Source organism: Clostridium tagluense (assembly GCF_003865095.1).
In the GTDB taxonomy this organism is placed as follows: domain Bacteria; phylum Bacillota; class Clostridia; order Clostridiales; family Clostridiaceae; genus Clostridium_AD; species Clostridium_AD tagluense.
Genome location: NZ_BHYK01000002.1, coordinates 150149 through 170033, shown reverse-complemented (window position 1 = coordinate 170033; position 19885 = coordinate 150149). Strand labels below are relative to the sequence as shown.

General features: G+C 31.1%; 23 protein-coding genes. All 23 read right to left on the bottom strand.

The window, feature by feature from the left end:
* Positions 1-64: 64 nt before the first annotated feature.
* Positions 65-691, bottom strand: a complete 627-nt coding sequence (gene eutD, locus Ctaglu_RS02225; RefSeq protein ID WP_124997631.1) for an ethanolamine utilization phosphate acetyltransferase EutD — start codon at positions 689-691, stop codon at positions 65-67.
* Between the two features lie 13 nt (positions 692-704).
* A complete protein-coding gene (locus Ctaglu_RS02220; RefSeq protein WP_124997629.1) occupies positions 705-1460 on the bottom strand; it encodes a cobalamin adenosyltransferase family protein in 756 nt (251 codons plus the stop codon).
* Positions 1461-1611: 151 nt separating this feature from the next.
* Positions 1612-1908: a BMC domain-containing protein gene (locus Ctaglu_RS02215; RefSeq protein WP_124997627.1), complete on the bottom strand. Its 297-nt coding sequence runs from the start codon at positions 1906-1908 to the stop codon at positions 1612-1614.
* A 45-nt stretch (positions 1909-1953) separates the two neighbouring features.
* Positions 1954-3420 (bottom strand): acetaldehyde dehydrogenase (acetylating), encoded by a 1467-nt coding sequence (locus Ctaglu_RS02210; RefSeq protein ID WP_207669439.1) that lies wholly within the window; start codon positions 3418-3420, stop codon positions 1954-1956.
* Complete coding sequence (locus tag Ctaglu_RS02205) at positions 3420-4025, bottom strand: BMC domain-containing protein (protein ID WP_124997623.1); 606 nt, start codon at positions 4023-4025, stop codon at positions 3420-3422. The genes Ctaglu_RS02210 and Ctaglu_RS02205 overlap by 1 nt, the downstream gene beginning before the upstream one ends.
* Before the next feature lie 14 nt (positions 4026-4039).
* Positions 4040-4693 carry an ethanolamine utilization microcompartment protein EutL gene (gene eutL, locus Ctaglu_RS02200; RefSeq protein ID WP_124997621.1) on the bottom strand — a complete coding sequence of 218 codons (654 nt, stop codon included), beginning with the start codon at positions 4691-4693 and terminating at the stop codon, positions 4040-4042.
* 30 nt (positions 4694-4723) lie between these two features.
* Positions 4724-5602: an ethanolamine ammonia-lyase subunit EutC gene (gene eutC / locus Ctaglu_RS02195; protein ID WP_124997619.1), complete on the bottom strand. Its 879-nt coding sequence runs from the start codon at positions 5600-5602 to the stop codon at positions 4724-4726.
* 18 nt (positions 5603-5620) lie between these two features.
* A complete protein-coding gene (locus Ctaglu_RS02190) occupies positions 5621-6985 on the bottom strand; it encodes an ethanolamine ammonia-lyase subunit EutB (protein WP_124997617.1) in 1365 nt (454 codons plus the stop codon).
* Between the two features lie 22 nt (positions 6986-7007).
* Positions 7008-8441 (bottom strand): ethanolamine ammonia-lyase reactivating factor EutA, encoded by a 1434-nt coding sequence (gene eutA / locus Ctaglu_RS02185; RefSeq protein WP_124997615.1) that lies wholly within the window; start codon positions 8439-8441, stop codon positions 7008-7010.
* A gap of 178 nt (positions 8442-8619) precedes the next feature.
* A complete protein-coding gene (locus Ctaglu_RS02180) occupies positions 8620-10029 on the bottom strand; it encodes a sensor histidine kinase (protein ID WP_124997613.1) in 1410 nt (469 codons plus the stop codon).
* Entirely contained in the window at positions 10022-10594 is a 573-nt protein-coding gene (locus Ctaglu_RS02175) for an ANTAR domain-containing response regulator (RefSeq protein WP_124997611.1), read from the bottom strand. The genes Ctaglu_RS02180 and Ctaglu_RS02175 overlap by 8 nt, the downstream gene beginning before the upstream one ends.
* 38 nt (positions 10595-10632) lie before the next feature.
* Positions 10633-11064 (bottom strand): EutP/PduV family microcompartment system protein, encoded by a 432-nt coding sequence (locus tag Ctaglu_RS02170; protein ID WP_124997609.1) that lies wholly within the window; start codon positions 11062-11064, stop codon positions 10633-10635.
* Positions 11065-11073: 9 nt separating this feature from the next.
* Complete coding sequence (eutS, locus tag Ctaglu_RS02165; protein WP_124997607.1) at positions 11074-11418, bottom strand: ethanolamine utilization microcompartment protein EutS; 345 nt, start codon at positions 11416-11418, stop codon at positions 11074-11076.
* A gap of 224 nt (positions 11419-11642) precedes the next feature.
* On the bottom strand, positions 11643-12812 hold the full coding sequence (locus tag Ctaglu_RS02160) for a 1-propanol dehydrogenase PduQ (RefSeq protein ID WP_124997605.1): 1170 nt from the start codon (positions 12810-12812) through the stop codon (positions 11643-11645).
* 196 nt (positions 12813-13008) lie between these two features.
* The gene (locus Ctaglu_RS25740; RefSeq protein WP_207669438.1) at positions 13009-13146 is read right to left on the bottom strand and encodes a hypothetical protein; all 138 of its coding nucleotides are present in this window, start codon (positions 13144-13146) and stop codon (positions 13009-13011) included.
* 228 nt (positions 13147-13374) lie between these two features.
* The gene (locus Ctaglu_RS02150; protein ID WP_124997603.1) at positions 13375-14280 is read right to left on the bottom strand and encodes a sensor histidine kinase; all 906 of its coding nucleotides are present in this window, start codon (positions 14278-14280) and stop codon (positions 13375-13377) included.
* A 90-nt stretch (positions 14281-14370) separates the two neighbouring features.
* Entirely contained in the window at positions 14371-15114 is a 744-nt protein-coding gene (locus Ctaglu_RS02145; RefSeq protein ID WP_124997601.1) for an ABC transporter permease, read from the bottom strand.
* Complete coding sequence (locus tag Ctaglu_RS02140; protein WP_124997597.1) at positions 15107-16030, bottom strand: ABC transporter ATP-binding protein; 924 nt, start codon at positions 16028-16030, stop codon at positions 15107-15109. Before Ctaglu_RS02140 ends, Ctaglu_RS02145 begins: the two co-directional genes overlap by 8 nt.
* 106 nt (positions 16031-16136) lie before the next feature.
* The gene (locus tag Ctaglu_RS02135; RefSeq protein ID WP_124997595.1) at positions 16137-16823 is read right to left on the bottom strand and encodes an ABC transporter permease; all 687 of its coding nucleotides are present in this window, start codon (positions 16821-16823) and stop codon (positions 16137-16139) included.
* An 18-nt stretch (positions 16824-16841) separates the two neighbouring features.
* A complete protein-coding gene (locus tag Ctaglu_RS02130; RefSeq protein WP_124997593.1) occupies positions 16842-17582 on the bottom strand; it encodes a hypothetical protein in 741 nt (246 codons plus the stop codon).
* Entirely contained in the window at positions 17575-18486 is a 912-nt protein-coding gene (locus Ctaglu_RS02125; protein ID WP_124997591.1) for an ABC transporter ATP-binding protein, read from the bottom strand. The genes Ctaglu_RS02130 and Ctaglu_RS02125 overlap by 8 nt, the downstream gene beginning before the upstream one ends.
* Positions 18487-18591: 105 nt before the next feature.
* A complete protein-coding gene (locus tag Ctaglu_RS02120; protein ID WP_124997589.1) occupies positions 18592-19293 on the bottom strand; it encodes a response regulator transcription factor in 702 nt (233 codons plus the stop codon).
* A gap of 78 nt (positions 19294-19371) precedes the next feature.
* Positions 19372-19812: a GNAT family N-acetyltransferase gene (locus tag Ctaglu_RS02115; protein ID WP_124997587.1), complete on the bottom strand. Its 441-nt coding sequence runs from the start codon at positions 19810-19812 to the stop codon at positions 19372-19374.
* Positions 19813-19885 lie beyond the last annotated feature (73 nt).

Sequence of the window (19885 nt, the reverse complement as noted above, 5' to 3'; positions counted from 1 at the left end):
ATTTTTCCATCTCCACTTAAATCACTTCCTTTATATAAGAATAATAATTTTTAAAACAAGAATTCTATTTTACAATTTTTGCAGTAGAGCCCTTAATATATCCACAAGCATTTGCTTCATCATAATCTATGTGCATAGTACTCTTATATTCACTACTTACCCTGATTACAACATCATCAAAAATTAATGGTCTTTCTCCAGATACCTCAGCCTTTACTATTTCTTTATCACCTACCTTAAATAGCTTTGCATCTTCTGGTGATAGATGTATATGGCGCTTTGCAACAATTAAACCTTCTTTAATTGTTAAAGAAGCTTTTTCTGTAGTTATGGTTATACCTGAAGTACCTTCTAGTTTTCCAGATTCGCGAATTGGGGCTTTTACCCCTAAAATAAGACCATCAGTTTTAGATATTTCTACCTGGGTTTGACTTCTTTCTGGTCCAAGTATAACCACATTTTTAATTGTTCCTTTAGGTCCAGTTATACTAACTCTTTCGCTGCAGCTATATTGTCCTGGTTGTGATAATTCCTTTGCCTTTGTTAATTTATAATCCGTTCCAAATAATAGATCAATACTTTCTCTTGAAAGGTGAACATGTCTTCCCGAAGCCTCTACGATAACTCGCAGCTTTTCACTTACTCTTTTTATTACTTGTTCTACAATATATTCAATGTTCATATCTGTCATAAAAGCATCTCCTCTATTTATATTTTCCTGATAAAAACTTAAACATCATTATATATAAACAGCTACTTAATCTATTTAAATATTTCATAATATCATTTCTTGTTATCTCCCCATCAATATCTTTAAACGCCTTAAATCCATATACTTCAACTTCCCTTGTATTACTTCTTATGGAGTTAAGTGCAATAACTATTTCACCCATTTTATAACTAGGCATAAAATGATCCATATTAAAGTACTTTTTAGGATTATGTGATATTTCGCGAAGGTCATTCTCACTCATTCCCAGTAGCGAGAATTCAGGAAGCTTTTCTTCTAATACTTCTGCCCTTAATATATTCCGTACAAAATTTAGAATTTGTTCTAAATCTTTTACTACCCCTTCATTTTGAAGCTTTGAAGCTAGAACTTGAGTTTCTAAAATATTAGATTCAAGACTATCGAGTCTCCCTCTAAACTCTATCCTCCTATGATCTTTAGGTACTAATTTGTTTCCATATAACTGTGTCATATGCTCTGGTTTTTCCTCTAAATAACCACCCTGAATGCAAATATATTTCCGAAAAGTCTTTCCTTCGTCTTCTTTTTCACTTTTAGAATCATCTTGTTTACTGGCACCTAAGGTATCCACAATTACCAATTTAATATTTTTATCTTGCAGATATTGTTTTGCAGATGGTGTAATAATAACCCCCTTTGCTACTTCAAATTCTTTAATATCCGTATTTTTAAGTTGTTTTCTTAGTTCACTTTCGGTTATCAAACTCATATAACTCACATCCCCTTAATCATCACCTGCGGTGCTGCAATATTAACGACTTGGCGGAGACTTCCCTCCTACAATGTCGCTAAGAATGTTGTATATAAACATACTACCCACCATAGCTCTTTGAGCTGTAGGGATAGTATATTTCAAAATATTAGGCTTCTACTTCTGCTTTTACTTTTGGAAGTATTGCATCTACTTCAGCATGTGGTCTTGGAATTACATGAACAGAAATTAATTCTCCTACCCTCTCTGCGGCTGCAGCTCCTGCATCAGTTGCCGCTTTAACAGCTCCAACGTCTCCTCTAACCATTACAGTTACTAGTCCTGCACCAATATGTTCTTTCCCTACTAATGTAACATTTGCAGCTTTAACCATAGCATCTGCCGCCTCTATTGCACCTATTAATCCTCTTGTTTCAATCATTCCTAATGCATTTGTACTTGCCATTTTATATTCCTCCTAAAATTTATTTTTTATTTATATCAATTATTTTTATAATTGGCTTCTTAATTTTTCCATGATTTTTTCTACTATTAGATTTATAGAGTCTTCATTTAAACTTTCACTTTTGATACTGGAGCTCGCAGTATTATTTCTATCTACTATATCCTCTATTTCTCCTGTTCCATAAGCCATTCTTCTTATATTAATCAAATTCATAGGCCCGATATTATCAGAAGTTGCACTTCCCCCAACTGCTCCACAGCCTAATGTTAACGCTGGTACGAGACTTGTAGTAGCTCCGATTCCACCAAGGGACCCTGGTGTATTAACCAATAGTCTTGATACAGGCTTTTTAAGCGCAAACTCTCTAATTATAGCTTCATTATTTGAATGAATTATGAGAGTATGTCCTGCTCCCTCATTGTTTAATATTTCAATACATTTTTCGCAAGCCTTTTCCCAAGTTTCTTCACAATAGAACCCTAAAATTGGAGCTAATTTTTCTCTTGAATATGGATAATCATGCCCTACATTTGTTTCCTGGGCTATAAGTACTCTAGCTCCAGTTGAAACATTTAAGTTGGCCATTTTAGCTATAGCTTCTACACTTTTTCCTACTATTTGAGGATTCATTGACCCATTACTTCTAAGTATAAATCCTGCTAGTCTATCAGCCTCTTCTTTATTTAAGAAATAAGCTCCCTGCGCTTTTAATTCAGAAATTACTTTATCTTTAGTGCAAGATTCAACTACAATAGATTGCTCTGAGGCACATATAGTTCCGTTATCAAAAGTCTTACTGTCCAATATTCTCTTTACTGCTAGTGCAATATCTGCAGATTTTTCTATGAAAGCTGGTCCATTTCCTGGGCCTACACCTATAGCTGGGTTACCTGAACTATAAGCTGCTTTAACCATAGGAGTGCCACCGGTTGCGAGTATTAATGAAATATCATTATGCTTCATTAATTGATCTGTACCTTGCATTGTAGGTATTGACATACATGCAATAGCACCTTCTGGTGCTCCTGCGGCCACAGCTGCCTGCGATATTATTCGCACAGTTTCCAATATACATTTTGTAGCCATTGGATGTGGTGAGAAAACTATTGAATTTCCTGCTTTTATAGCTATCATTGCTTTATATATAGCTGTAGATGTAGGATTAGTTGACGGAATAAGTCCTGCAATAACTCCTACCGGGACTGCTACCTCAATTAATTTCTTATCTTTATCTTCATTTATTATTCCTACAGTTTTTAAATCTTTTATATATTCATAAACTGATTTGCTAGCAAAGGTGTTTTTCACAATCTTATCTTGCCATTTTCCAAATCCAGTTTCTTCTTCTGCCATTTTAGCTAATTTCTCAGCATTATTGTAAGCTGAATCACAAATAGCTTTAACTATTTTGTCTATTTCATTTTGACTCATTTGACCTAATTTCTTTTGTGCTAGCTTTGCGTTAGCTATAAGATTTCTAACTTCTTGAATTGACACTAAATCCTTATCCACTACTTCGTCCTCCTTTGATAGAACAATATAATCTCTTCCACAAGCCTATCTTTTTTAGCAAATTTTATCTGTTTCTTAGTCATATTATCTAAGCTAAGACTTCTTGCTAATGTTCTGAGATCATTTACTTTTTTATTCTCTAACTCTTCTCTTAGGCTTGTACTGTTTTCTAGTGAATTATCTTTAAACTCTATCTCTTTAATCCTTTGTATTTTTTCTTCTTGATTTACATTCTCGTTTTTTTTAAATTCATCCTCAATGCTTTCACTTTCAATAAGTAGTAAATCTTCATTATTTTTTTTGTGTTCATAAATTTTATCATCAGTATTTACATTTTTCTCAATCATATCCCAAACTGATGTATCTGGTCTTGCAATTACATGAACTCCTACTAAAAAATCTAACTTTATCATACCAATTTCAACAGCCTCTACAGCTGCTTTTACTGAAGAAACATCACCTTCTAGCTTTACAGTAACCAAACCACCTTTAACTATTTCACAACCTATGAGACTTACATTAGCCGCCTTAAGTGCTATATCTGCAGCTTCTATGGCACCAAGGTAGCCTTTTACCTCAATTAAACCTAAGGCTCTCCTATTCATATAACTTTCCTACTTTAAAAGCTTGTAGGATTTTCAGCTACAAATTGAACTGCTGCTGCAAATGCATCACAAGCAGCTTTACAAGCTGATTGGCTTCCTGTAAGCAATGCTCCACCAAAGTTAGTTTCTGATGGTGGTCCGTAGAAAGTCACGAGCTTAACATCTGCTGCTTTCAGAGCTGCATCTAATGCATACATAGCTTCAAGTGGAGGTGCTATTAAGTAAGCTAAAGGCTCTCCTTCTTTAATATTTGCTGATTTGGATAAAAAACTTCCTGTCCTTGATACGCAGTGAGCAAAATATGGCACTGAATTATCATCATTAGCACTTACAAAATTCGCTCCATTTCCAATGAAATCTATAGCACAATTAAGTCCACTGCTAACCTCTGCTGGACTTGGACCAGCCATTATTCCTATAACTTCACCTGCAAGTTTTGTACTTGCATTTGCAGAACCTGCATACATTGATTTAGCATACACTATTTCTACCTCTGCTGATTTAGTGGCTTCATCTAAAGCAGTATACGTAACATCATCTATATCTGCTGTTATAATTCCTAAACTCTTATGATGTGGAGATAAATTAAAAGCCTCTACCAAATCTTGGCTAACATTTGATATTATTTTTACACCTAATACCGTTGCACGAATAGCTTCATTTTTCATATATTTGCCCTCCTACTTATAATTTCTTTACTATAATTTTAAATCTACTCCACTTGCTTTCTTTTCAAGCATTAATTTTATTATATCGGCTAGGTGAGCACCTGCTTCTACTGGAGGCGTACCGCCTTTATGGATATTAGATACAACGGTTCTTCTAGCTTCTGGCATATTTACAGTAGCTTTGTATGCTATATAAGCACTCATACTTTCTGCTGTAACTAGACCTGGTCTTTCTCCTATAAGTACACAAGTAACTTCAGCTTCTGTAGTTTCAGATACTACATCCATAGCCCCTACTCTTCCATTTTTAAGAAAGAAGGGGGTTCCTACAGAAATTCTGTAACCCTCAAGACCTTGCACAATAGCTGGAAGTACGTCACGAACATTAGCTTCTATAGCTGCTGAGCTTAATCCATCTGATACATATATTTGTACCTGCGGTCTCATTTTGCAGTTACCTTTTATAGCTTTTATACCCTCGGAAGTTATTTTTTTCCCTAAATCTGGTCTTGTTATATATTCATTCTTATCTTTGCACTCTGTTTTAATCGAAAATAAATTCATTTCCTTTAAGAATTCCTCTGAAACATATGAAAAAACTGAATCTTGAGCTGCCGCATGGTCTGCTCTAACTCTTAAAGCTGTTTCTGTTTTATACCTAGGACCCGCTCTCCAAATCCCTAATCTTGCTGGAGTAGATTGTTTCATTTTTAAATATCCTTTAGCATCTGCTGGATTTGGAACTAAAAGTTGTTTTTTTATGTCAACAGTTGTAATATCCTCAATAAATCCATCTTCAACCTCAGCATTAATAACATTTTCAGCCTTCGCTACCACTGGCTTAGATTTAGATGTCATATCTAATAACACCTGCTCAACCAATTTTTTTAATTCGTTTTCTGATACCATTATTTATTCCTCCTCTCATTATTTAAGAAATACAGATGCGTCTCCTGCTTTTTCAGTTAATTTTCCATCTTTTGTGAATCCCATTTTTTCCATCCAATCATCAAACTCTTTTATTGGTCTTAAATTTAATAGATCTCTTAGTGTTGCTGTTTCATGATATCCAGTAGATTGATAGTTAAGCATTATATCATCCCCATGAGGTAATCCCATAAAGTAGTTACATCCTGCTGCTGTAAGAAGTACAGATAAATTTTCTATATCATTTTGATCTGCTTTCATATGATTTGTATAACAAGCATCAACACCCATTGGTATTCCAGTTAATTTACCCATGAAGTGATCTTCAAGACCTGCTCTTATAACTTCTTTGCTATCATATAAATACTCAGGTCCGATAAATCCAACAACAGTATTTACTAAGAATGGGCTATATCTTTTAGCAAATCCATAACATCTTGCTTCCATAGTTAATTGGTCAACACCATAATGACTATCTGAAGATAATTCAGATCCTTGTCCTGTCTCAAAATACATTACATTAGGACCAGAACCTGTTCCTTCTTTAAGTGCTAATTGTCTTGCCTCTTCCAACATATCTGCTGTTATTCCAAAAGCTTCATTTCCTTTTTGAGAACCTGCTATACTTTGGAAAATTAAATCTGCAGGAGCTCCACGTCTTATAGCTTCCATTTGTGTTGTTACATGAGCCAGTACACAGTTTTGAGTTGGAATTTCCCATTCATTCTTAAAGTCCTCAAAGGTTTTAAGAATTCTCATTACACTTTCAACGGAATCATCTACTGGATTTAATCCTATAACCGCATCCCCAACACCATAAGTTAATCCTTCCATAAGAGATGCTAAAATCCCCTGTGGATTATCTGTGGTATGGTTAGGCTGAAGTCTTGCAGACAAGGTTCCCTCAAGTCCTATTGTTGTATTACAATGTGCAGTAATCCTTATCTTTTTTGCTGCATAAATCAAATCTAAATTTGACATTAACTTAGTTACGGCAGCTACCATCTCACTAGTAATACCGCGACTAGCCCTCTTAATATTTTCTCCTGTGGTATTTTCATCTAGAATCCACTCTCTAAAATCAGATACTGTTAAGTTTTTAATTTCAGCGTATATCTTTTCATTAACATCATCTTGAATTATTCTAGTTACCTCATCTATTTCGTAAGGTACTGCCGGGCAATTTCTTAAATCTTCTAAAGTTAAATGACTTAAAACTACCTTAGCCGCTACTCGCTCCTCTGAAGATTCTGCTGCAATCCCAGCAAGCTTATCTCCTGATTTTTCTTCATTTGCCTTTGCCATAACTTCCATTATTGATTTAAAATCATACACTTTTCCAAATAACTTTGTTTTTAATTTCAAGATAATTCACCCCTCTTATTTTTTATGAACTAAATATCAGCGTTTTGATTATTACTGGTAAAACTCTACCATTTGCTAGAGGTTTACCTATGTCTATGTAGTCACCATTTTCAACCTTTATAGTGTCAATACAGATAACTTGTTTTTTAAAGTCAAGCTGCCTATATAAAGTTTGTCCCAAAACCTTGGCTATATCATTTTCTATTACTAAAATAGTTGGAAAATCCGATTTTAAAATATCTTCCATACCTGCCATTAAAGTTTCACCTAATTTTTGTATTTCTACAAAGCTAGGATTTAATTTCCCTTTTATAGCTATAGCAACAGGTTGAAGCTCATTTTCAAGTGTAAACCACTTAAGTTTTTCCTTTATAACTTTTACCATGTTTTCATAACCGGAATTTTCTTCTTCCTCTGAAAGCTTTAGTATTGGAAGGTTTTTAATCGGAAACTTATCCTCTGTATATGTTATTGTACTTCCGCTAATATTTGTGGTGTGTGAACCAGCTCCTACCACTGTAGCCCTTATGGTTTCTATAGATCTTTTAACCACAAGTTTAGTACATAAGTTTGACTTACTAATAGCCACTCCAAGTAATACACCTATATCTCCATACTTAAACATATCCTCAGTGTCCATTTTGTAAACATAATCAGCAACTCCTCCAGAGAAAGTAATATACTCTACTTCTATATCCTTCTTAATTCCCTTATTGGTAAGTATCCTTTCATAGAAATTGCTTTTGGATCTTATATTCACACTTTCCTCTAAAAGTTTAACCATTTCATCCACTATGATATTCAAAGCTTCAAGTGAAGGCTTTACACCTTCTTCTATATGGATATGCTTTAACTCTGCCAGTTCCTTTATCTTCTCAGCAATATATATAATGACACCTGACTCCTTATCAATTTTAATAAGTCTTCCACCTATATCTAAACATCCTGTATCTAAAAGCTTTCCCTCTTTAAAAACTGCTATATTAGTAGTTCCTCCACCAACATCCAAGTTAACTACAGTAGAGTCGTAATCCTCTGAAATTTTATCTGCTCCTGCACCCTTTGCAGAGATTATTGATTCTAAATCAGGTCCAGCAGTGGCAACAACAAAATCTCCTGCTAATCCACTTAAATTTTGCAGCACCTCATTTGCATTTTGCTTTCTAGCAGTTTCCCCGGTTATTATAACAGCCCCAGTTATAACATCTGATGTAGCTATTCCCGCACTGTTATATTCTCTTTCTACTATTTCCCGAACCTTTTCCCCATCTATCTCCTTTTGAGATTTAAGTGGGGTGAAGTATATTTCACTTCTATATATAACTTCTTTATCCACAATGGATATTCTAGGTATGGCAAAACTTGAGGCTAAATTTTCTATAGTTAACTTGCTAAATACAAGTTGTGTTGTGGAAGTACCAATATCTATACCAACACTTAGAATTTCTTCTCTCATATTAATTCCTCTTTTCAAATGTTTATATAGATTTTTAGAAACACAATTTTGGTAACAAAAAAGGCTTAAAGTTATTTATCAAAAATAACTTTAAGCCTCATCGCTTACCCCAAAAACACATCATTGTGTTTCGGTTATCCATATTAATTTATAAAAAATCTAATCTTTTATGTAACACTTAATTCTTAAAATCAAATAAAACTTTAGTTCCTTCTGAATCTGAAGCTATATTAATATTCCCATTTAGCTTATCCACAACTATACTATTTACTACGCTAAGTCCTAGGCTATTTTTTCTAACATTATTTATATCAAAACCTGTGCCATTGTCAACTACAGTAATAGTAGAATATATTCTACTTTTTTCAATTATAAGATCTATATTCCCAGAATCTTTATCTATAAAAGCATATTGCAATGAATTCTGAAGTAATTCATTTACTACAAGGGCTATTGAGGTTGCTTTATCAGAACTTACTTTAAAATTATCTCCAATTAAATTTACTTCAATATTTTTATTAGCTGCATTAAAATATCTAATAGCGTTATTTTTGATATTAATAATAACTTCTTGTATATTTACTTCATCCAAACCCTCTTGAGATAATAATTCATGGGTAGCTGCTATGCTTAAAATTCTATTCATACTTTCATTTAATGAATCTTTAGTCTGCTGGTTATCACTTCTTCTTGCTTGAAGTCTAAGTAGACTTGCTATAGTCTGTAGATTGTTTTTCACTCTATGGTGAATTTCTTTAATAGCTACAGATTTTAAAATTAATTCCTTGTCTTTTTCCTTCATCATTGTTATGTCCCTAATCATAGTAACCAGTTTTAAATTTTTATCAGTTAATATTATTCTCTTAACTTTAAAAAACAATTTTCCTAAATGCACTTCACATTCATTAGAACTGGTGGAACGCATTACTTGCTCAAAATTAGTATCATCTAAAGCTAAATTGTCATAATCCATACCTATTAAGGTTTCTTTATAGCCAAGCTTTTTGTATAATAACTCCGCAATAGGATTTTTAAACCTAACTACACCTTCTTCATCAAAGATAATAATAGCTTCTTCTAAGTGATCTGCTATGTTATTTTCATTTTCTGTAGACGATACTAAGGTATTTGCTAGCTGCTCATAGCCTTCTGCTAACATTTCCATATGCTTATTTTTATTTATTTTTTCTGTTATGTCCTTTTCTACTATTAGAACCCCTATAACTTTGCTATTATTCTCTATAGGTGACACCGTTTGCCTCACATTTATATGTTCTTGAGTCAGAGCCTTCAAGTCTTTTGTTGCTATGCCAAGATCTAAGGTTCTAAGCACAGCAGGCTCATTATCTCTTAATGCTAGTTCCCCTACTACAGTGTTTTGATACAATGAAGGTCTGTTAATAGGTTTTGCCTGGGCTACAACTATTGCTTCATCAGCTTCTCTAGTTGGACAATCTATAAAAACATCTGCATTTAGAATATCCGCAAAAGATTTAATACAAGATGACATTTGTTCTATTTTTAAAATATCATCCTCATTTAAATTAGTGTACATTTTGCATAGTTCATATATATTTCCACTATTCATAACTCATTATTATAGCCTGGGCTATATCTCCCATTGAACATCTCTTCTTCATACTAAGTGTTCTAATATTGTCATAAGCATCTTGCTCAATGATTTTATCTCTTTGCATCAACAAGCCTTTGGCTTTTTCAACAATTTTTCTTTCCTCTAACTTACTCGAAACTTTTTCAATTTCTATTTTTATCTTTTTTATTTCTGCACTCTTGGATATAGCTACCTCTAAAGTTGGAATAAGTGATTTTTCATCTATAGGCTTAACTATATATCCTATAGCACCTACCTTAGTAGCTTTTTCTACGAACTCTTTGCCACTATAAGCAGTGATTAATACTACTCCACTACCTAAATTTTCATTTTGAATTATTTTAGCTGCATTTAGTCCATCAAGAAGAGGCATCTTTATATCCATAAGCACTAAGTCAGGTGAATGTTTTCTACACAATTCTACTGCATCAAATCCATCTGAAGCTTCTCCTACAACATCGTATCCTTCAGCTTCTAATATTTCTTTTAAATCCATTCTTGTAATAGGCTCATCATCGGCTATTACTATTCTTTTATTCATATTTCACCTCATAAAATAAAAATAGATTTTTGAAAAGTTTAATCAATAAGATAATCCTTTAAGTTTTCTAAACCAATTTTACCAAAAGCACTTACTTTAAAAATTCTTTCTACACCTGAGCTTATTAGAACCTCTTCTGCTGCTTTTATCTTGTTTTCATCACAGCACAAATCAGTTTTTGTAATAATTCCAATAACTGGCTTTGCAAATATACTAGCAAAGCTTGGAGGAAAAATATTAGCTTCCTCGCTGCAATCCTGAATCAAAGCGATTACATCGCTTTCTACAGAACTAACTATAAGTGCCCTATAATAAGATCTGTTTTCAATGTACTCACCGGGAGTATCTATAATGCCATCAATAACTTCAACTGTCTGGGTTTTTTTATACTGTAATTCTTCTTGGTTTAAAGCTTGAGTCAAAGTAGTTTTTCCACAACTTGTTTTTCCAATTAACATTAACGTTTTCATATTGCACCTCTAAGATCTAGTTATTTTACATTCGGAAAAATCAAGCACATTAGTAAGAACCTTTATAACTTCAGTAAGTGCTGACTCTACGCTACCTACATCACCAACTATAACCACTGAGCCACTAAATCTGTCTACAAAACCAATAGATACATCTGCTGACTTTGTCGCCACATCTGCTGCTATAATAGAAGCCTCACTAGGTGTTATAGTAAGTATTCCTAAGGCATCCTTATGGTCTGATGTAAGTCCTAATTTTTTATATAGATCTTTGTTGGGATTCGCAATTAAATGGGCTAATGTAACTTGCTTTCCAGGAACATATTCCTGTATTACTCTTTGTTTTTCTTCCATAGTATCACCACAAATCCTTTAAATTTTATAAAAATATAGGCTTCTTAAAAATATAATTATATTTTTAAGAAGCCACATTGCTTTCTTTAAGACTTGCACGCCATTGTGCACCCATATTTAGATTCTATACCCCTTGGTTTAATTTGTCAATATTAAAATTCAATCAATAGGAAATATTTTTAATATTGTGAATTTTTCAGTGTGATTTATTTTAATGTGCCTTATTAATTTTCATAAAAAACCCTTTCAAATAAATCTTTTATTTCCCCTTGGCAAGGTATTCTTGGGTTTGTTTCAGTGCATCTATCCGCTATAGCTATATTAGACATTTCTAAAATTTCCTTTTGAAAATCTTCTTCCCTTATTCCTGCTTCTTTTAGTGATTTAGGCATATTTAATTCCTTTAAAAGCTTATTTATAGCTCCTATTAGATTTTTTACCCCTTGTCTAACATTTGAAGATGGCAAGCCTAATATTTTAGCTATTTCACAATATCTTTTAGCTGCCTCTGTATAATCACTTGAATTAAAACCTTTTATATGTGCATTGTATTCTATTACATGTGGCAGTACTATAGCATTAGATCTTCCATGAGACACATGAAATTTCCCACCAATAATATGTGCCATTCCATGATTTAGTCCAAGTGATGCATTATTAAACGCTATACCTGCTATACATGAAGCATTATGCATTTTCTTTCTTGCTTCAATATCATTACCATTCTTATAAACCCTCATTAAATTTTGAAAAACCAGTTTTATAGCTTTTTCGGCTAAGGCATCCGTATAGTCTGTTGCCTTTGTAGAAACATAGGCTTCTATAGCATGGGTTAATACATCCATACCTGTATCTGCTGTTATAAAATTTGGTACAGGTATAACAAGCTGTGCATCTAATATAGCCTCATCAGGAATTAATTCATCTGATACTAGTGGATATTTTATATTTTTACTTGCATCTGTAATCACAGAAAAACTTGTGACCTCTGAACCTGTACCACTAGTTGTAGGTATAGCTATAAATTTAATTTTATTAGTATTTTTAACTCCACATCCTATACGCTCTTGCACTTTAGAACTAAAAGAACATATTGCCTTTGCTGCATCTATAGCAGAACCACCACCTAGAGCTATAACTACCTCTGGATTAAATCTCATCATAACCTCTATACCTTTTACTACAACTTCAATGGGCGGATCTGGCAAAATATCTGAAAATATTAGATACTTAGCACCTCCCTTTAAAACTTCATCAGTAATTTTATTTATAGCACCTGACTTTACCATAAAGGGATCCGTAACTATAAATACCTTATGACAATTAAGCTTACTTAATCTTTCTAATGAATCGTCCCCAAAATATATCTGTGTTTTAATGTTAAAACTTTCCATTAATATTCTCCTTTCACAATACAATAAAAAAAGCCCCATAGGAATTATTTCCCATGGGGCATCTTTGCTCATTTAATACACTTCATTGTGCATAATTTAAAATATGAAATTATACTATAGTTGAATTTTATATTTTATATTATGATATGTCAAGAATTAATAAGTTAAATTCGAAAATCCTATGTGCATATTAATGTTACTTTTCAGTTTTTAAATTTCTCATATACATTCTAAAAACAAACTCTTCTAAAAAATTAAACACACTTGTAGTTATCAAATATATACCCACTGCAATTGGCGCTGCCTTAGCAACAAATAAACCACCTACTGCCATTACTATAATACTACTCTTACTAATTTTAGCCTGACCTTCAATTTTTAATAAAGTTACATATGAAAGCAAGCTTGGAGTTAATGATACAATCACATATATTAGTGGAACAACAAAATAACTGTCGGATATCTTAATGCATATATTGGAAAATTATTATACATACTCTTATAATTTTAAATTATCCCACTTATAAACAAACTATGTTATTATTTCCTATATGAATATCAATTATGATTTGATAATTTGAAACTTACAATAAATATTTAAGGTTTTATCTATAATATCTGCTGTTATATCCCCGTTCATCTTCTGAACTAATCCTTTTACAATTGCAAGTCCCAAACCAGTTCCCTTATCACTCCTTGTTTTATCTGCCATATAAAATCTATCAAAAATATGTTTTGCATCATCTAAAGTCAAATCTTTATCAATGTTACTAATTCTCAGTAGTACCATATTATTCTCTATTTTCAAACAAATATCAACAGTATCTTTTGCATATTTAACGGTATTACTTAATAAATTTTCTATTACACGCTCTAAGGATTTTTCTTCAGCTACTATATATATGTTTTCTTTAGGTATTTCTATATTTACCCTTATGTCTCTATTCATAAAATCAGCATATTTGCTTAGCATAACTTCTTGCAGTATTTTATTAATATTTATTTTTTGTAAATACAACTCATAATCTAATGATTCTATTAAAGACAACTCATAAAAATCATTTAACAAACACTCTAGTGATTTTGCTCTTTGCTCAGCTATATCCAAATATTCTTTTTTTTCATCTTCACTTATATTATCTAGTTTTAAAAATTGAATATACCCTATAATCGATGTTAAAGGTGTTCTAAGATCGTGAGACATATTTGCAATTGTTTGTCTTAAATCATTTTCACTCTTGATTTTATTTGCCTTACTTTGTTTCTTCACCTGTATAATCCTATTTATTTCTTCAGCTAATGCTTCAATCCGTTTACTTAATAATCCTATTGTTAACTTTTTATCTCTTTTATTTTCATTAATATCTATAAGCTGCTTTGTTATACTTTCTACTCCTCTTTCCACATAAAACAAACGAGTTATTAAAAATGTTACTATAATTAATAAGACTGCAATTATATATATCATTTTCCTCCCCGCCTTTCGTTAGTTACCCTCTACTTTAGAAGTGTGAGCTTTCTTTAAGTCATCACCTTTGGTACTGTTACATTAACGACTTCAACTTATGTCGGCTTTTTTGAAAGCATACCCACCTATTGTTGTAGCTATACATATAGTTATTATAGATATAATAGCCGCCTGTAGAGCTGACCAGGATGTGAGACTATTTGATGCTACTATACTTGGCTGAACAAATATTGATTTCTTACAAATTGACATTAATGCTGGTTTTTGAATAGCTAATATCATAAATATTCTATTGATAAAATCCAATGATACAATTAACGCCATAGTAACAATAAGATTTCTAGATGTAAATGCTATTAAAACATTAATACTCCCTATAGCAGCATATATAAGTAGCATTAGCAGAAATAACCCTACTACAAACAATAAAGAATTAACCGTAATTGATTCTCCATATCCATTAATTACCGTATTTATACCTGTCATTAATAATGGTGGTATAAAACTAATAATTACAATACCTACATAATAGGCTATACTTTTTGCTGTGAAAATACTTATTCTTTTATGTCCATAGGAAATTGTGTTTTTGATACATCCAGAAGTAAACTCAGTTACTATATAATCCGAAGCAAATATTCCTATTAATATTATTAATGCTAAGGAACTTTGCATATTAAATATAAATGCTAGTGATTTTTTGCCATTCATAACTCTTAAATTGTCTGAAAAAATATAAATTACAACAGCTTGGAGTAAATTAACAAATATTATGAAATAAAATAACTTAGAAGTTTTTAATTTATAGAATTCAACTTTTATTAAATTAAGCATTTTGGAGTCCTCCTATGACTTTAGCAAAATATGTTTCCAAATTTTCTCTCATAGGCATAATTTGTTCCACTATAATTCCTTCTTTTACAAGTACCTCTGTTACTTTTCCTGAATCATCTATATAATCATATAGTTTTATAATATTATCAGATAAAATATTAAAATTTGAAGTTTTTAGCTTTTTTTCTATTATAACGGCTACTTTAGATGCATTATCAACTTTAATATGAATAAATTTTTTACATCTTTCATTTAACTCATCTGCAGTTATTTCTTCTATTAATCTGCCTTTATGAATTATTCCATAGTAATTCGCAATATGATAAAGTTCTTCTAATATATGACTAGAAATGAGAATTGTCATTCCATATTCTACATTTAATTTTTTCAATAATTCACGTATCTCAATTATACCTATTGGATCCAACCCATTAATTGGTTCATCTAAAATTAAAAATTCTGGTTCACCAAGTAGTGCCATTGCTATACCTAATCTTTGCTTACTTCCTAAGGACAGTGTTTTCACCTTTTTATATTGTACATCCATTAGGCCTACTATGCACAACCACTTTTCTATACACGCTTTTCCTGGAATGCCTTTTTGAATTCTATCCATATGCATATTCTCATAAACGGTTCTATTTTCATAAAGTGCTGGCGACTCTATAATGGCACCTATTCGCCTCCGACTATTTTCTATTTTCAAAGCTTCATGCTCACAAAACAACTCCATACTTCCACTGTTTTTTTCTATAAGCCCTGTTATAATTTTTATTAAAGTACTTTTTCCCGCTCCATTTAGACCAATAAGTCCATATATTTGTCCTTTTTTTACTGTCATACTAATATTGTTAAGCACACTTATATTTTTATATTTTTTTGTAAGCTTATTTATTTTTAATACAAAGCTATCCATTTCATAAATATCCTCCATAATCAACTAATAAAAGTTTTTAATTAAATATTCCAGGCTGCTTTCACATATTAATAAAAATTCCATCTAGCTTGTTATAATAACCATCCTACATGTTTTTTCTGTAAATTATAACACAAGCTGATCCTAAAAATAGTATTCCACAGCTTATCATAATAATGGACTGGTGCAGAGTATAATTACCTATATAAAATCCAGTATTAGCTATATAGAATGGCAAATTTAGTATAACATGTTTTAACATTTCATTTCTGCTAGATTCTAATGCTTGATTTAAAAGTGCTAGAATCAAATCAAAGTACATTACATAACCAATAATTCCTGTAAGTATAGCATTAGGCGTAATAACTGAAACTAATAATATAAAAGAACCCAAAGTAAAAGCATAAATAAGAAATACATGTAATTCATTAAAAAATGTTGCTCCATTAAAAGTATTGCATATAATTGACATGATTTCATAAAATATAAAGCATATTATAGATGTAACTATACAACTAATTATTTTAGAAACCATTATTTCATTTCTACTAAATATACCTGTAAATATGATTTTATCTGTTTTATTTTCAAACTCCTGTGTTAATGAGACACTGTAAATAACTAAAATTATATATGGAACCAGTTGTAATAACATTGATGGTATTCTTGTCATTCCACCTTTTACACAAACTAAAAATAAAATACAAGTCAAAGCAAATAAAGAAATTATTAAATTCTTTAAAAATCTTTTTTTCTTTATCTCTAAGGTTATAACCTTTAAAATTCTTTCCAAAACAAATCATCTCCTATTCTATTTAATTTCTCTTTTATTAATAATAAAAACAGATAAAACACAAAAGAACACTGCCCACTCTATATTTATTAATACTGATTCCATGTTAAACTGACCTTGCATTAAGAGCACTGTATTATAAAAAGGTGTTTTCATATAAGTAGAAAAATTCTTTGCAATTTCTGGACGCCTACCAATAAGAGTTGTAATAGCCGCAGTATAAAAATTCACCATGCTAAGTATTACTATAAAAAATAAAATAGATTTTTTTTCGCTAAACATTATAGAAACAATAAGCACCATAAGACTGCCCATACAAAATGTTATAACAATATAAGTAATAAATAGGTGCAAATGATTTAACTCTAAAAATCCAGTGATTCCTATTTTTTCATGCAAGATGCAAGATACTAATACATTATTTATCTCAACTATTACAGAAAAAATAATTCCCCATATAATTAAACCTATCCCTTTTGAAATCATTATTTCTATTCTGCTAAAGACTCCTGTAAAAATAGTTTTTGTGGTGTTAAACCTTATATCATTTCTAATAATTGAAACAGCTGCATATAGTATTATTACATATAAAAAACGTCCAAATTCAAAATCGTAGGCCTCCAGTCCATACTGCGCAGGGTGAACAAGAAAAACCCATAACATAGAATAAGAAAAAGCTGCAATTATTCCTAATAAAAACTCCTTGGAACATGCTGCATTTTTAACATTAAGCCAAGATATCTTTAGTAACTTATGCATTTTTATCATCTCCCATAGTTTTTAAGTATTTTTGTTCTAAGCTTTCTTTTACCTCGTATACGCTTCTAATTGGTATGTTCTTTTTGCTTATACTTAAAACTAAATTTTCTAATTCATTAGGATTTAATGCAACATGCAATTTATCTTCACCTAATATTTTATAATTCAGCTTTTTATCATTAAAAAAGCTCTTTAATTCTTCTAATTTACTTGTTACAAAAGCAATGACAGCAGTATCTTTTTCACTTTTCTTTAAACTTTCAATTTTAATTATTTTTCCTTCTTGTATAAATGCAACTTTGTCACACATTAGTTCTATCTCAGAAAGAATATGACTTGATATAAGTACTGCCGTTTTCTTTTCCTTTGCTATATACTTTATGAATTTCCTAAGCTCTGGCACTATGGCAGGATCTAATCCATTAGTAGGTTCATCTAATATTAATATAGGTGGATACGTTAAAACTGCCTGAGCTACTCCCAGTCTTTGTTTCATTCCTAAAGAATATTTTTTTGCTTTTTTATTCACATAACTTTCAATGCCTAATTTTTTAACTATTTCATTGATTTCATTTTTATCTTTTAATCCAGATATTTCAGCGAAAAATAATAAATTTTCATAGCCTGTTAAGTCTGGATAAAAGCCAGGTGTTTCTATTACACAACCTATTTGCTTTGTATTATGTTTTTTCTTGTTTTTTATATCTTCATCTTTTATATAAACATCCCCATCATATTTTTTAATAAGTCCTGTAATGATTTTCATAAGGGTAGTCTTTCCTGCACCATTAGGTCCTACCAGCCCCATAATTTCACCTTGCTTTAAGGATAAATTAACATTATCAAGTACCGTTTGTTTTCCGTAAACTTTAGTTACATCATTAACTTTTAAAACTTCATTCATAAATAATCTCCCCCTAAATCTAAAAAATTCAGATTTAATTTAATCTGTTAAGATTATTCTATAGCCCAAAACATAAAAAAACTTAAAGGATTCCTTAAGAAAATCTTAAGTTTGTCCTTTAAGTTTATACCCCATTCCCCATAAAGTTTCTATATACTCTTCTTTTGGATTAGCTTTTTGTAATTTGTTTCTTAAATTACTCATATGAACATTTATCGTATTATCATCGCCTAAATATTCTTCTTTCCATACACTTTCAAATAAATTTGCCTTTGAAAATACCTTTTTCGGATAACTCAAAAATAACTGGAGTATATTAAATTCTCTTGCTGTGAAATTAATTTCCTTATTGTTTACATAAACCTCTTTGGTTTCTTTATTCAAGGTTATATTTTTATAAACTAAATTTTGGTTTTCATCATTGTTATTATTAAACTTCATGTACCTTCTAAGATTTGAATAAACTCTAGCTGATACTTCCTCTATATCAAAAGGCTTAGTAATATAGTCATCTGCGCCTAGATTAAGTAGCTCCACCTTATCTTTTTTATCAACTTTAGCTGAGATTACAATTACAGGCATTTCTTTAGTTTTTCTTATATTTTTAATTAATTCATCCCCTGCTATTCCAGGCAACATCAAATCCAAAATTATTAATTGAAAATCCTTAGCTTCAATACATAACATAGCCTCTGTACCTGAATAAGCTTGAACTACATTATATCCCTTTTTCTCCATAAGCCTAGCGAGTAAAGTATTTATGGTATTATCATCTTCTACTATTAGTATATTAATATTTTTATTCATATTCTCTCCTCAGAGCACAGGTGCCACTACCCGGCAAGTTTATTAGTTATTCCTGTGAATCCATTTTACTGGAATATTCTATATTTTTAATACCATTATAAATTCTCCACTAATATCTAATTCTCCATTAAACCTAAAATTAAATTCTTCATATAATCTTTGTGCATTAACATTGTCTTTTAAAATACTTAAATAAATTTCATCACATTTATACTCTGATATAATGTGATTTATTAATAACTTTAGTACAATCTTACCGTAACCTTTCCCTTGATGATTCTTATCAATCATAAGTCTATCAAGCCACACACGTTTTTCACAATGAAAATACCCATACATTGCAAATCCAATAATATCATTATCATTGTATATAGCAACCGGCCTCCAATGATCTCCTGTTTTTGATTCTTCCAAAGAAACTTCATTACTTTCAATAAAGTTTCTCTGACTTTCTTCTACTGATAGTAATATTACCTTTTTATAATTTTCACTTGTTACTTTTTTAAAATATATATTCATACATTATTCCCTCCAGGGTTTCAGACAAATTCTCTTAAGCTACTCAGCACTTAAGAGATGAAATCTTCTCTAT

Coding starts and splice junctions, on each gene's coding strand:
- Ctaglu_RS02160 (WP_124997605.1), bottom strand. CDS start 12,812: ATGGAAAGTTTTAACATTAAAACACAGATATATTTTGGGGACGATTCA.
- eutL (WP_124997621.1), bottom strand. CDS start 4,693: ATGAAAAATGAAGCTATTCGTGCAACGGTATTAGGTGTAAAAATAATA.
- Ctaglu_RS02115 (WP_124997587.1), bottom strand. CDS start 19,812: ATGAATATATATTTTAAAAAAGTAACAAGTGAAAATTATAAAAAGGTA.
- eutA (WP_124997615.1), bottom strand. CDS start 8,441: ATGAGAGAAGAAATTCTAAGTGTTGGTATAGATATTGGTACTTCCACA.
- Ctaglu_RS02205 (WP_124997623.1), bottom strand. CDS start 4,025: ATGAATAGGAGAGCCTTAGGTTTAATTGAGGTAAAAGGCTACCTTGGT.
- Ctaglu_RS02220 (WP_124997629.1), bottom strand. CDS start 1,460: ATGAGTTTGATAACCGAAAGTGAACTAAGAAAACAACTTAAAAATACG.
- Ctaglu_RS02175 (WP_124997611.1), bottom strand. CDS start 10,594: ATGAATAAAAGAATAGTAATAGCCGATGATGAGCCTATTACAAGAATG.
- Ctaglu_RS02125 (WP_124997591.1), bottom strand. CDS start 18,486: ATGAATGAAGTTTTAAAAGTTAATGATGTAACTAAAGTTTACGGAAAA.
- Ctaglu_RS25740 (WP_207669438.1), bottom strand. CDS start 13,146: ATGGCAGTAGGTGGTTTATTTGTTGCTAAGGCAGCGCCAATTGCAGTG.
- eutD (WP_124997631.1), bottom strand. CDS start 691: ATGACAGATATGAACATTGAATATATTGTAGAACAAGTAATAAAAAGA.
- Ctaglu_RS02170 (WP_124997609.1), bottom strand. CDS start 11,064: ATGAAAACGTTAATGTTAATTGGAAAAACAAGTTGTGGAAAAACTACT.
- Ctaglu_RS02215 (WP_124997627.1), bottom strand. CDS start 1,908: ATGGCAAGTACAAATGCATTAGGAATGATTGAAACAAGAGGATTAATA.
- Ctaglu_RS02180 (WP_124997613.1), bottom strand. CDS start 10,029: ATGAATAGTGGAAATATATATGAACTATGCAAAATGTACACTAATTTA.
- Ctaglu_RS02140 (WP_124997597.1), bottom strand. CDS start 16,030: ATGGATAGCTTTGTATTAAAAATAAATAAGCTTACAAAAAAATATAAA.
- Ctaglu_RS02145 (WP_124997601.1), bottom strand. CDS start 15,114: ATGCTTAATTTAATAAAAGTTGAATTCTATAAATTAAAAACTTCTAAG.
- Ctaglu_RS02150 (WP_124997603.1), bottom strand. CDS start 14,280: ATGATATATATAATTGCAGTCTTATTAATTATAGTAACATTTTTAATA.
- Ctaglu_RS02120 (WP_124997589.1), bottom strand. CDS start 19,293: ATGAATAAAAATATTAATATACTAATAGTAGAAGATGATAATACCATA.
- eutS (WP_124997607.1), bottom strand. CDS start 11,418: ATGGAAGAAAAACAAAGAGTAATACAGGAATATGTTCCTGGAAAGCAA.
- Ctaglu_RS02130 (WP_124997593.1), bottom strand. CDS start 17,582: ATGCATAAGTTACTAAAGATATCTTGGCTTAATGTTAAAAATGCAGCA.
- eutC (WP_124997619.1), bottom strand. CDS start 5,602: ATGGTATCAGAAAACGAATTAAAAAAATTGGTTGAGCAGGTGTTATTA.